Source organism: Halobacillus sp. Marseille-Q1614, assembly GCF_902809865.1.
In the GTDB taxonomy this organism is placed as follows: Bacteria; Bacillota; Bacilli; order Bacillales; family Halobacillaceae; genus Halobacillus_A.
In genome coordinates, this window is the sequence record NZ_CADDWH010000001.1 from 3,685,477 (window position 1) to 3,697,666 (window position 12,190).

Consider the following 12,190-nt stretch of genomic DNA (forward strand, 5'->3'; position numbering starts at 1 on the left):
GTGGGTTTTTGTTTAGAATAAGTAAACTCTCGCTTCATATGGAGCTAATTCTACGGAGGTTGTTTCTTCGTCTTTCACTTTAACGTTGGAAAGCAGAAGATTTTCCGCTGTAAGGAGATCTTCACTTTCAAAAATCGCCTGTTCAGCTGTTAAGTTTGTAAGGATAAGGGCGGTTTGATCCTCCATTGAGCGGGTGTACGCATACACTTGTGGGTGCTCAGGATCGAGAAGATCATATGTTCCATAAGTGAACAGCTCATGCTTTTTCTTAAGGCTGATTAATTGCTTGTAGTAAGATAGGATCGAATCGTCATCTTTCAGCTGTTTTGCTACATTGATTTCTTTGTAATTCGGGTTTACTTTAATCCAAGGCTGCCCTGTCGTAAAGCCGGCCTGCGGTTCATCGCTCCACTGCATAGGTGTGCGGCTGTTATCCCTGGAAGTACTCCATAGAATCGGGAGGATCTCTTCATCCGTCAGCCCTTCCGCTTTTTTATTATCATAGAGATTTTTCGCGGCCACGTCATCGTAATCATCGATGGAAGGGTAAGCAACGTTGGTCATGCCGATTTCCTGTCCCTGATAAATAAACGGCGTTCCCTGCATGAGGAAGTACATCGTCGCCATCGCTGTTGCACTTTCGTACCAGTAGTCTTCATCGTTACCCCACGTCGATACGACACGGGCTTTATCATGGTTTTCAATAAACAGAGCGTTCCAGCCGTTATTCTCTAAGGCTTTTTGCCAGCGGGTAAGGGCATGCTTCAGGCCGACGACATCAAGCTGCTGCTCGGCATCCTGGTCCCACAAATCCAAATGCTCAAATTGAAAGACCATATCCATTTTACCTTCTTCACCGACCCACTGGTGAGCTTCTTCAGCACTAACCCCATTGGCCTCACCGACGGTTAATGCATTTTTCTTTCCATATGTCTTGTCTTTGAATTCTTGTAAAAACTCATGAATGCCCTCCTGGTTCATGTGCATATCAAAGGAAGACACATAAGGCTTGCCTTCAGGGTTCGGCAGGTCCGGGAAACCTTCCCGTTTTTTAATATGACTGATCGCATCGATTCTAAATCCATCAATGCCTTTATCAAGCCACCAGTTGACCGTGTCGAATAAAATATCGCGAACCTCTTCATTTTCCCAGTTTAAATCCGGCTGTTTTTTCGAAAAAAGGTGAAGATAGTACTGATCCGTTTTCTCATCGTACTCCCAGGCGGACCCTTCAAAAATGCTCTCCCAGTTATTCGGTTCCTTGCCGTCTTTGCCGTCACGCCAGATGTACCAGTCCCTTTTAGGGTTATCTTTTGAGGAGCGAGACTCAATAAACCACGGATGCTCATCACTCGTATGGTTAAGCACAAGATCAATGATTAATTTCATGCCGCGTTTATGAACCTCCTTAAGCAGCTTGTCAAAATCATACATGCTGCCAAACTCCCCAAGAATATCCTGATAGTCGGAAATATCGTATCCATTATCGTCTTTCGGCGACTTATACATCGGACATACCCATATAAAATCAATACCAAGATCCTGTAAATAATCGAGGCGCTCAATCATTCCCTGAATATCGCCGACTCCATCACCGTTTGAATCCTGAAAGCTGCGGGGATAAACCTGATATCCAATGGCTTCTTTCCACCAAACTTTTTCCATTCTAAAAAACCTCACTTTGTAGAAAACCTATTATTTTTCTTTGTATACCACTATTATTTATTGCGCAAACGTTTTCGCTGGTTGTTTCATATATTAATCGATTTTGCGGCCTTTTACAATAGATTTGGCTGAATTTTATAACAGGTCAGGAGGGGGAGGCGAAAGCCGGGAAAGTGGGCGTAAGCGCCAAAAAAACCGGTGCCGAACGCTGAAAAGAACAGCCGAACCGTCAATAGAAGGCAGCACTCCTCAAAAAGGTTTCAACAAAACATGCCCTCATTGGATAAAATCTCCTCTGTTCAGAATTCCCCTCACTGGTTATAATAGGAACAAACGTTCGCAAATGTGGAGAGTGAAGGAAAATGGATTATTCAGTTTACCCTCGTCATGATGTACTGTGCATTGATATGCGCTCCTTTTATGCCAGTGTAGAGTGTACGAGGCGGGGCCTTGATCCAACAACAGCATTGCTCGCTGTGGTAGGCGACCCGAATCGAAGCGGCAGCATTGTGCTGGCCGCATCTCCGGCATTAAAGAAAAAGCACGGCATCAGCAATGTCAGCCGTTTTTTTGAATTGCCGGATGATCCTCAGCTTGTGGTTGCCCAGGCACATATGGGAGATTACTTGGAAGTATCCGTGGAGATTACAAAAATGATGATGAATTATGTGCCGGCTGAAGCGATTCACGTCTATTCCGTGGATGAACTGTGGGTGACGATTGATGGACTGGAAAAATTATATGGATCTCCTTATGACATCGCCCGTATGATTCAGGATAATATTCGTGATCAATTCGGAATTGAGTGTGTCATTGGAATTGGCGACAATAAATTTCTAGCAAAGGTCGTAATGGATATTCACGCGAAAAAGGCGGAAGACGGGATTGCCGAGTGCCGGTATGAGGATGTGAAACGTCTGCTGTGGCCGACGCCGATTGAAGACATTTGGGGAATTGGCTCCCGCATGATGCGGAACCTAAACCGATTAGGAATCGTAACGCTCGGCCAGCTGGCAGAGTATCCGTTAAAGTATATGAAGAAACATTACGGCATTATGGGGGAACAGCTTCATTGGCATGCGTGGGGCGTGGACTTAAGTCCTGTGGTCGGGAATTTCACAAAAACAGAGCAAAAAGGGTACGGTCACGGGATCACGCTGCTTCGCGATTATACGGGAGAGGAACTGCCGACGGTTCTTCTTGATTTATGTGAGGAAGCCTGCCGCCGGGCGAGGAGAGACAGCCAGGCGGGAAGGACCGTCCACCTTTCTGTAGCTTATGCAAGCGAATTTGGCGGCGGCTTCAGCCGGTCGATTTCCATTGATCAGCCCACGAATATTACGATGGATATGTACCATATTTGTATGCGCCTGTTCCGCACATTCTACGATGGAGAGAGCCAGATTCGGCGTACGAGTGTCACCCTGACGAATCTTGAAGAAGATGTTGCGACCCAGCTCACTCTTTTTGACGACCGTCCAAAACAAAAGGACATCGGAAAAGTGATGGATCAGATTCGCGACAAGTATGGATCGATGGCTATTTTAAGAGCAAGCAGCTTTACCGATGCGGGAATTACCCCTGATCGAAGCAAAAAAATCGGCGGTCATTATGCGTAAAATCAATAAAACCAGAGCAGCATGCGCTCTGGTTTACAAGGTGCCCATGTACGTAGGCCGAGGTGTGTTAAAGGATAATCTTCACTGAATAAATAGACTTTCCTTATTTGTAGAAAGAAGCACCAACGATGATCAAAAGAATAAATAGAACAACGATTAGCGCGAAGCTGCTTCCTTTTCTGTAACCGCCGTAGCAGCCGCCGTAACCGCCGAATCCACCATATCCGTAACTCATAACCTCACCACCTTTTTTACTCGATACGATACTTTATGTGATCAAAAATAAATGGGAAAGGCATTTGACTATATCCTCTGCGAAATTCCCTCAGCCAAAAGGGAACGGTCTGGCAGATATTCGTGTTTTTCTAAGTACAGGTACGACAGACGATCATAGATCCCAACTCCTTAAATCAAATTTATCTTAATTATTCTTTAAAAATTAGTGCATAAAGTTTCACTTGCAGACTAGTTTTTATGAGATCAATAAGGAACGAATTTAATTGAAAAATAAGGAAAACATAAAAAGAAGGATAAGCTAGCTATTTTAAAAGTAAAGGAGTATGAAAATGCAGTTCAGCAAACACAGTCGATTATCGATAGCCTGACACCGAGAATAGCACAAATTGAGCAAGAGGAACCTCAGTACAAACAACAATAAAAAGTGTCTGTTATTCTAATTTATTGGCCGAATGATGGTGAACAGACCTCTGCTGATCAACTAAAGGATAAGGGGAATCATTCATGACCGCTGGTTCAGATGTAAAACAATTATTAGCCACCATCAAGAATCTTGAAGCGGGTTTATCAACGCTTGCCTTGAAGACACTTGATGAAACAGAAAAAAGGGTTTTTCATGAAGAGATGCTGAGAATGGCTGAAGTCAAAGAAGAATTGATGGAACGGATCAGGAAGAGGGGAAGGCCAGTATAAGGGGTTTTAATGAAAGGGTGATATAAATGGTGGATTGGTTGTCCGTCCTCCTGCGAGGGGTCTTGTTCTTAGTAGCCTTACTGCTAGTAACGAAGCTTTTAGGAAAGAAACAATTATCCGAGCTCTCATTTTTCGAATATGTATCAGGGATCACTATTGGAAGTATCGCTGCGGAAGTCATCATGGGACTGGAAAATAACATATGGCACGGATTGTTAGGAATAGCTGTGTTTGCTTTTATTCCTTTTCTTTTTGAAATCCTTTCATTACACAGTAAAAAAATAAGAGATTTTGTTGAGGGCAAAGGAACAGTAATTATTAAAGAAGGAAAGATTTTAGAAAAAAAGTTAAAGAAGGAAAAATATACGATAGATGAGCTTCTCCAGCTGCTTAGGGAAAAAGATGTTTTCAATATCAATGAGGTAGAATACGCCACACTTGAAGCAGACGGTAAACTCAGTGTTTTACTGAAAAAGGAGAATCGTCCTGTCACAGGGAAGGACCTTGGACTTAACCAATCCAATGAGAAAGAAACTTTTACTGTAATCATGGATGGAGAATTTCAAGACCAACAACTCGCTGCAGCTGGGAAGACCCGTGCATGGGTGGAAGGAGAGCTAAATCAATTAGGGATGCCCGTTGATAACATATTTCTTTGCCAAATTGACTCTCATGGGCAGTTTGCTGTAGATGTTTACGATGATAAGATACAAATTCCATCTCCACAAGAGAAGCCTCTTTTGCTTGCGAGTCTGAAAAAGTGCCAGGCCGACTTTGAGTTATTTGCGCTGGCTGCCAGGGATAAGGATGCCAAAAAAATATACGAAAAGAATGCTCAAAAGCTTCAAGTTTCCCTGGATAAACTTACCCCTTTACTGAAAAGTTAAATGTTAGGATAGGAGTACAACCAATATTTACTGCTGTAAAAGCCTCTCATTTTATAGATATAGATGAAAGGCTTTTATTTGTATATAACAGCTTTTTTACCCTGCTGTTTTTAAAAAAAATAACTTTTCATTCAATAGGAAGGAAGCCTAATGCGTTGCGGTTAACTTCTTTTTCGTTTATATTAGTAATACAATCGCATATATTTTCCTTCGGGGTCGGGTGAAAGTCCCAGCCGGCGGTAATGAACCTAGAGTTCCGAGCCCGCGACGGGGAGGCAGCAGCTATGCGTCTCCCCCTGATTTGGTGAATATTCCAAAGCCGACAGTGAAAGTCTGGATGGGAGAAGGAAGCAGAACGTCTGTGGTACGAATTTTCTGGATTTGTGCCCTTTATTCGGCGTACCTTATTATTTTATTGACTATAATAATTCAAAACCCTGGGGAAGTGTATCTTCTTCAGGGTTTTTAATTTTTATACGCGGAGGTGAGGAAATGGATCGCGATGAGAAATATATGCAGATGGCCATTGAAATGGCAAAAGTCACGGTCGGCCAGACGACGCCTAACCCTTCGGTCGCAGCCGTTGTCGTCTGTGATAATCAGGTGGTCGGACTTGGAGTCCACGTTAAAGCGGGAGAACCACATGCAGAAGTGCATGCTTTAAAGATGGCCGGTGAAAAGGCAGAAGGGGCAGAAATCTTTGTTACGCTGGAGCCGTGCAGCCATTACGGAAAAACTCCGCCGTGTGCGCAGGCTGTCGCAGACGCAGGGATTAAGAGGGCGGTTATTGCTTCAGGTGACCCGAACCCTCAAGTGAGCGGAAGAGGTATTGAGATGATGAAGGAGTCCGGCGTTGAGGTGAAAACAAGCGTCCTTAAGGAAGAAGCAGACCAGCTCAATCGCGCATTTTTTCACTACATCCAGTCGAAACGCCCATATGTCAGGCTGAAGTCAGCGATCAGTATGGACGGGAAAATTGCTACTTCTACTGGGGAAAGTCAGTGGATAACTGGAGAAGAAGCAAGAAAAGACGGTCATCAATATCGTCATCAATCGGCTGCTATCTTAGTAGGAGTGAACACGGTTTTAATGGACAATCCTAAGTTAACGGTTCGTCTTGAAGGCGGTGGAAAGCAGCCTGTCCGAATTATCCTCGACACTCACCTCCGTACACCTCCGGCAGCCCAGTTAATAGCGGATGATACAGCACCTACTTGGGTTTTTACAGGTTCACAAGTTGCAGAGGAAAAGATTGCTTCCTTTCAGTCTTCCTCACATGTAAAAGTGATTCAGCTTGAGACGGAACAAATCGAAATAGACGATGTTCTCTCTGTACTGGGAGAAAGAAATATTACTTCCTTATTAGTAGAAGGAGGAGCAACGATTGCCGATGCCTTTGTTCGCGCGGGGGTCGTTAATGAGATGGTCATCTATATGGCACCTAAGTTGATCGGCGGTAAAGAGGCGTTGACGTCGGTTGCCGGAAAAGGGATAAGCAACCTGAAAAACGTAGAAGAATTTGAGTTTATCTCATCAGAAATGATCGGAAAAGATATAAAAATTACAGCCGTAAAAAGGGAGGGGTAGAAATTGTTTACCGGAATAGTAGAAGAAATCGGCACCGTAAAAGGAATAAAAACAAAAACCGAAGCTATGCAGCTTAGCATCCAGGCTAAAGATATTTTAAATGACATCAACTTAGGGGACAGCATTTCGATTAACGGAGTCTGCTTAACCGTAACAAGCTATACCGATCAGAGTGCCGAGTTTGATATTATGCCTGAGACCTACAGGGCGACAAATCTACACGAATTAAACCAAGGCAGCAAGGTTAATCTCGAACGTGCAATGGCAGCAGGCGGACGCTTTGGCGGTCATCTCGTATCTGGCCACATTGATGGCACGGGACAGATCGTAAGTAAAAAGCCTGAATCCAACGCCGTCTATTATGAAATAGAATTACCTGATGAACTTATTCATTACTTCGTATATAAAGGGTCAATTGCTGTCGATGGAACAAGCCTGACAGTTTTTGGGGTGAATGAAACTCGAGTAACTATCTCGCTCATCCCTCACACGATGGACCATACTGTTTTAGGAAACAAGGAGCCGGGCGACCGGGTCAATATAGAGTGCGATATGATTGGGAAATACGTCGCTCATTTTCTCGGACAGGACAAAGAGACGAAACAGTCAACAATGTCCAAAGATTTTCTAAAAGAGAACGGATTTGCATAAATGGAAGGAGCCTCGAAATGTTCGATTCAATAGAATTAGCAATAGAGCGTCTGAAACAAGGCAAGCTGGTTATCGTCTGTGATGATGAAGACCGTGAAAACGAAGGAGATCTAATTGGTCTCGCCGAGCATGTTACCCCTGAAATGATTAATTTTATGATTACACGCGGCCGAGGACTGGTTTGTGCGCCGATTACTGGTGAATTAGCGGAAAAGCTGGAGCTGATGCCGATGGTAAATAACAGCACAGATCCACACCGTACGGCTTTTACAGTGAGCATTGACCATAAATCTTCCACTACGGGTATTTCAGCAGATGAGCGGGCATTAACCATTAAAGAGCTGCTGAATCCTGAAGCCAGCGCCGAGGATTTCCAGAAACCAGGACACATTTTCCCGCTGATCGCAAAAGATGGCGGCGTGCTGCGCCGAGCCGGCCATACAGAAGCAGCCGTCGATCTTGCTGTACTGGCAGGAGCTAAGCCGGCCGGAGTTATTTGTGAAATAATTAAAGATGACGGCACGATGGCCCGTGTTCCTGATTTAAGGAAAATGGCGGATGAATTTGATATCCCGATGATTACCATCGCTGATTTAATTCAGCACCGCCACCGTCACGAAGATCATGTGAAACGTGAGGTTGAAATTAAGCTGCCTACCGAATACGGAGACTTTCGCGCGGTTGCTTACAGTAACGATATCGATAATAAAGATCATATTGCGTTGATCAAAGGAGAAGTAAAACCAGACGAACCGACTCTCGTTCGAGTTCACTCGGAATGCCTGACAGGGGATGTGTTTGGATCTTTCCGATGTGACTGCGGACCGCAGCTTCATAACGCGTTAAGACAAATTTCCGAGAACGGAAGCGGTGTCCTCCTTTATATGCGCCAGGAAGGCAGAGGAATCGGCCTTTTAAATAAGATGTTTGCCTACAAGCTGCAGGAGGAAGGGTTAGATACAGTAGAAGCCAACGAAAAACTAGGCTTCGGACCAGACCTTCGCGATTACGGAGTTGGTGCACAGATTTTAAGAGAGCTTGGCATTTCAAAAATCAAACTGCTGACCAACAATCCAAAAAAAATCTCCGGCTTAAGCGGCTACGGCCTCGAAGTCGTCGAGCGTGTACCCATCGAAATGCCATCAAGAAAAGAAAACGAACTCTACCTAAAAACAAAACAATCCAAAATGGGACACCTGTTTCATTATTAAAAGAAAAGCGGAATCGGCCTGATAGACACGACACGCATAAGCAAGATGCCGCAATCGGGTGATTTTTCCCGATGTAGGTAGATTGCTTATGTTGCGGACAATTGATTGAAAATAAAAAGGAGCGATTGATTTATGGTAAAGAAACTTGAAGGTAACTTAGTAGGAAGCGGATTAAAAGTAGGTATTGTTGTTGGACGTTTTAACGATTTCATTACAGGACGTCTCTATGAAGGGGCTGTGGATGCCTTAAAACGCCATGGTGTTGATTTGGACGATGTTGAGGCAGCCTATGTACCAGGTGCTTATGAGATCCCAATGGTCGCTGGAAAAATGGCCAACTCGGGTAAATACGATGCAGTTATTACTTTAGGAGCGGTTATACGTGGATCGACTCCACACTTCGATTATGTTTGTGGAGAAGCGGCTAAGGGCATTTCTCAAGCCTCTATTCAAAGCGGTGTACCTGTTATCTTTGGTGTAATCACGACTGATACCATTGAACAGGCCATTGAGCGTGCGGGTACGAAAGCCGGAAACAAAGGCTGGGAAGCAGCGACAGCAGCGATTGAGATGGCAAACTTAAACCGTTTATTTGAAGTTTGACTCTGTACCAAGTTAGTTGGTTTTAAAAAGCAAGACATTCTTTTTCCCTATCACGCAGAGCGGCGGGAGAGAAAACTATGAAGGCTTCTTCGGAAAAACGAATGAGCCGAGCTCCGCAGAGCGTTTTTTCGAGGATGCTCGGGCGCTTGTCCGCGAAAAGCGAGATGGTTTTCTCTTCTGAAGCCAAACACAAACTAGTTTTATAGCTAAAATCCTCTAAGTTGTCTTAGAGGATTTTTAATAGCGACAATTGATTAAAATACTGTCAAATAGGGTAATGTGAATAGGATAGAACAATTACGCAGAAGGAATGAAAACATGGGAACGAAAGTCGTCTGGTTTCGAAGGGATTTACGGCTAAATGACCATACAGCATTAGTTCACGCACTTGAAAATCTACAAGAGCAGGACGAGCTGTTATTATTATTCCATATCCATCCTAAGCTGATTGAAGAATTTACAATCAGGCATGACTATTTCTTTCAGACACTTAAAGCTCTAACAAAAGAGTGTGAGAAGCTGAAGGCTCCCGTTCATTTTCTTTATGGAGAAATAGAAGAGGCTTTTGCGGAACTGCTTCAAAACCTGCCCAATATTGAAGCTGTTTATTTTAATTTTGATGAAACGGGTTTTGGCAAAGACCGGGATCATCACATTACAGAATGGCTGCACAGACAGGAAATCGCTGTACATAGCTTCACGGACCACCATATCCATTCCGCCCGCGAAATACAGAAAAAGGATGGCGGCTTCTATAAAGTTTTCTCTCCTTATTTTAAAAAGTGGCAGCAGCTGACTAAACCAAAACCTGCCGAAGTGAAGAAGCAGAAGCTAAAAGAATATGCTGTTGATTACAGAAGTTTTTTTAATAAAGGAGAAGCAGAGTGGCAGTCGCTTCAGAAAAAATTTCGCTATAACGGGAAAGATATAGGTGAGCGTTCGGCTCTCAAGAGGCTCGATCTCTTCTTGGACGGAGCCATATATGATTATGATAAGGATCGGGATTTTCCAGCAGTTGACGGAACCAGTTTAATGTCACGCTACTTAAGAACAGGGTCCATTTCTGCACGTACGATTTATCAAAAGCTTCTGGAAGAAACGGATGGAAGAAAAGGACAGAAAGGTATAGAAACTTATATAAAAGAGCTGGCCTGGCGTGATTTTTATAATATGAATTATCATTTTTATCCGCAGGCAGAAGATGAAGAAATGGTAGGGAAATACCGGGGAATCTCCTGGAATATGGATGAAGAGTACTTAGAACGATGGAAAAAGGGGCAGACGGGTTACCCATTGATTGATGCGGCAATGCGCCAGCTTAATGAAACGGAATGGATGCACAATCGGCTGCGCATGGCTGCAGCTTCCTTCCTAACGAAGGATTTGCTTATGGATTGGCGGATCGGTGAGAGATATTTTAAAGAACGCCTTGTCGATTACGAGCCGGCCTCCAATATTGGGGGCTGGCAGTGGGCAGCTTCAACAGGCACAGACCCTGTCCCTTATTTCCGCGTCTTTAATCCAACGAGGCAGTCGGAACGCTTTGATCCGCATGGCCGTTTTATTAAAGAATGGGTTGCTGAGTTAAAGGATGTTGAAAAGAAGTACATCCATGAGCCTCATCTCATGCCAGGTGAAGCTCAGCAGAAAGCCAACTGCATCATAGGTCAGGATTACCCAGAACCAATAGTAGACCATAAAACGATGAGAAAGAAAGCGATTGAACGCTTTGAAAAAATAATAGATTGAACAGGAGGAATATAAAATGACAACACACCAAAATCAATTAGAAAAGTATGCAGCACTGGCACTTAAAAAAGGAGTAAATTTACAAAGAGATCAAGGTCTGCTCATTAACGCTCCTGTAGAAGCAGCAGATTTAGTGCGGATTCTTACAGCAAAAGCCTATGGAATGGGAGCGAAAAACGTCCACGTAGAGTGGAGCGATGAAATCGTCAGCTATATGAAAATGAAAAATGCTCCTTTAAGTGTGCTTGAGAATTTTCCTAAATGGAAGGTAGATGCGCTGGAGGGCATGGTCAAAGACGGATACTCTTTGCTTACGGTATACGGACCTAACCCGGATTTATTAAAAGGGGTGAAGCCAGAGCGCATCTCCAAAGCGAATAAAGCAAGCGGAGAAGCCTTGACCAACTACCGCGAATATATTATGAATGATAAGGTGACATGGTCGATTGTCGCTTATCCTCAAGAGTCCTGGGCGAAGAAAGTTTTCCCGGATGATTCCGCAGAGAATGCTCAAAATAAACTTTGGGAGCAGATCTTCCATATTACTAGAGTAGATCAGGATGATCCGGTGAAAGCGTGGGAAAAACATAACGAAACCTTGAGAAAAGCCAGAGAGTTTTTAAATCTTAAGCAATATAAGCGCCTGCATTATACAGGTCCGGGTACTGAATTAACAATAAGCCTGGTAGAAGACCATATTTGGCATGGAGGATCGACCACTTCAGAGAATGGTATAGAGTTTAATCCGAATATGCCGACAGAAGAAGTATTTACAATGCCGCATAAATACGGAGTTCAGGGAACCGTAAGCAGCACGAAACCGCTGAGCTACGGAGGCAATTTAATCGAGAACTTTTCACTGACATTCGAAAATGGTAAAGTTGTCGACTACTCAGCAGAATCCGGTGAGGAAACGCTGAAACACTTGCTGGAATCCGATGATGGAGCGAAACGTTTAGGAGAGGTTGCACTCGTGCCTAATGAATCTCCCGTATCTGCGTCTGGGAACATTTTTTTCAACACGCTGTATGATGAAAATGCCTCCTGCCACTTAGCATTAGGAAAGGCTTATCCAACCAATGTAAAAGGCGGCTCAAGGATGAGCAAGGAACAGATGGATCAGCATGGGGTCAATGACAGTATCGTCCACGAAGACTTCATGATGGGGTCCGCTGAACTTGATATTGATGGTGAAACAAAAGACGGCCAGTTCGAACCGATTTTTAGAAAAGGAACGTGGGCTGTCGATTTTGAATGAGCTTTTACGACAAGCGGGCGGGCAGGCCCG

Annotated in this window: 11 protein-coding genes, 1 pseudogene and 1 riboswitch; of the genes and pseudogenes, 10 read left to right on the forward strand and 2 right to left on the reverse strand. The window is 43.9% G+C overall.

Features of this window, described 5'->3' with window-relative positions; all coding sequences use genetic code 11:
• Window positions 1-12: 12 nt before the first annotated feature.
• Complete coding sequence (locus tag HUS26_RS18420; RefSeq protein ID WP_173918493.1) at window positions 13-1,665, reverse strand: alpha-glucosidase; 1,653 nt, start codon at window positions 1,663-1,665, stop codon at window positions 13-15.
• Window positions 1,666-2,027: 362 nt separating this feature from the next.
• On the opposite strand from HUS26_RS18420, the gene HUS26_RS18425 reads away from it, so the two are divergent.
• Entirely contained in the window at window positions 2,028-3,284 is a 1,257-nt protein-coding gene (locus HUS26_RS18425) for a DNA polymerase IV (RefSeq protein WP_173918494.1), read from the forward strand.
• Between the two features lie 103 nt (window positions 3,285-3,387).
• Here the strand turns inward: HUS26_RS18425 and HUS26_RS18430 are convergent, their stop codons facing one another.
• The gene (locus HUS26_RS18430; protein ID WP_173918495.1) at window positions 3,388-3,519 is read right to left on the reverse strand and encodes a YjcZ family sporulation protein; all 132 of its coding nucleotides are present in this window, start codon (window positions 3,517-3,519) and stop codon (window positions 3,388-3,390) included.
• 324 nt (window positions 3,520-3,843) lie between these two features.
• On the opposite strand from HUS26_RS18430, the pseudogene HUS26_RS20095 reads away from it, so the two are divergent.
• From HUS26_RS20095 to HUS26_RS18470, 9 genes and pseudogenes are all read left to right on the forward strand, one after another.
• A pseudogene (locus HUS26_RS20095) lies at window positions 3,844-3,942 on the forward strand (DUF1657 domain-containing protein); the annotation flags it as partial.
• Window positions 3,943-4,025: 83 nt separating this feature from the next.
• Window positions 4,026-4,214: a DUF1657 domain-containing protein gene (locus HUS26_RS18435; RefSeq protein ID WP_254434243.1), complete on the forward strand. Its 189-nt coding sequence runs from the start codon at window positions 4,026-4,028 to the stop codon at window positions 4,212-4,214.
• A 26-nt stretch (window positions 4,215-4,240) separates the two neighbouring features.
• Entirely contained in the window at window positions 4,241-5,101 is an 861-nt protein-coding gene (locus tag HUS26_RS18440; protein WP_173918496.1) for a DUF421 domain-containing protein, read from the forward strand.
• A 202-nt stretch (window positions 5,102-5,303) separates the two neighbouring features.
• Window positions 5,304-5,454, forward strand: a riboswitch (FMN riboswitch).
• Between the two features lie 139 nt (window positions 5,455-5,593).
• Window positions 5,594-6,688: a bifunctional diaminohydroxyphosphoribosylaminopyrimidine deaminase/5-amino-6-(5-phosphoribosylamino)uracil reductase RibD gene (ribD, locus tag HUS26_RS18445; protein ID WP_173918497.1), complete on the forward strand. Its 1,095-nt coding sequence runs from the start codon at window positions 5,594-5,596 to the stop codon at window positions 6,686-6,688.
• Between the two features lie 3 nt (window positions 6,689-6,691).
• A complete protein-coding gene (gene ribE / locus HUS26_RS18450) occupies window positions 6,692-7,339 on the forward strand; it encodes a riboflavin synthase (protein WP_173918498.1) in 648 nt (215 codons plus the stop codon).
• A gap of 17 nt (window positions 7,340-7,356) precedes the next feature.
• The gene (locus tag HUS26_RS18455) at window positions 7,357-8,550 is read left to right on the forward strand and encodes a bifunctional 3,4-dihydroxy-2-butanone-4-phosphate synthase/GTP cyclohydrolase II (protein ID WP_173918499.1); all 1,194 of its coding nucleotides are present in this window, start codon (window positions 7,357-7,359) and stop codon (window positions 8,548-8,550) included.
• A gap of 132 nt (window positions 8,551-8,682) precedes the next feature.
• Complete coding sequence (gene ribE / locus HUS26_RS18460; RefSeq protein ID WP_173918500.1) at window positions 8,683-9,153, forward strand: 6,7-dimethyl-8-ribityllumazine synthase; 471 nt, start codon at window positions 8,683-8,685, stop codon at window positions 9,151-9,153.
• A 318-nt stretch (window positions 9,154-9,471) separates the two neighbouring features.
• Window positions 9,472-10,902 carry a deoxyribodipyrimidine photo-lyase gene (locus tag HUS26_RS18465; protein ID WP_173918501.1) on the forward strand — a complete coding sequence of 477 codons (1,431 nt, stop codon included), beginning with the start codon at window positions 9,472-9,474 and terminating at the stop codon, window positions 10,900-10,902.
• Window positions 10,903-10,918: 16 nt separating this feature from the next.
• Window positions 10,919-12,160: an aminopeptidase gene (locus HUS26_RS18470; RefSeq protein WP_173918502.1), complete on the forward strand. Its 1,242-nt coding sequence runs from the start codon at window positions 10,919-10,921 to the stop codon at window positions 12,158-12,160.
• The last annotated feature ends 30 nt before the right edge of the window (window positions 12,161-12,190 follow it).

Excerpts from the sequence above, each read along its gene's own strand:
- HUS26_RS18420 (WP_173918493.1), bottom strand. The coding sequence starts at position 1,665 with ATGGAAAAAGTTTGGTGGAAAGAAGCCATTGGATATCAGGTTTATCCC.
- HUS26_RS18425 (WP_173918494.1), top strand. The coding sequence starts at position 2,028 with ATGGATTATTCAGTTTACCCTCGTCATGATGTACTGTGCATTGATATG.
- HUS26_RS18430 (WP_173918495.1), bottom strand. The coding sequence starts at position 3,519 with ATGAGTTACGGATATGGTGGATTCGGCGGTTACGGCGGCTGCTACGGC.
- HUS26_RS18435 (WP_254434243.1), top strand. The coding sequence starts at position 4,026 with ATGACCGCTGGTTCAGATGTAAAACAATTATTAGCCACCATCAAGAAT.
- HUS26_RS18440 (WP_173918496.1), top strand. The coding sequence starts at position 4,241 with ATGGTGGATTGGTTGTCCGTCCTCCTGCGAGGGGTCTTGTTCTTAGTA.
- ribD (WP_173918497.1), top strand. The coding sequence starts at position 5,594 with ATGGATCGCGATGAGAAATATATGCAGATGGCCATTGAAATGGCAAAA.
- HUS26_RS18455 (WP_173918499.1), top strand. The coding sequence starts at position 7,357 with ATGTTCGATTCAATAGAATTAGCAATAGAGCGTCTGAAACAAGGCAAG.
- ribE (WP_173918500.1), top strand. The coding sequence starts at position 8,683 with ATGGTAAAGAAACTTGAAGGTAACTTAGTAGGAAGCGGATTAAAAGTA.
- HUS26_RS18465 (WP_173918501.1), top strand. The coding sequence starts at position 9,472 with ATGGGAACGAAAGTCGTCTGGTTTCGAAGGGATTTACGGCTAAATGAC.
- HUS26_RS18470 (WP_173918502.1), top strand. The coding sequence starts at position 10,919 with ATGACAACACACCAAAATCAATTAGAAAAGTATGCAGCACTGGCACTT.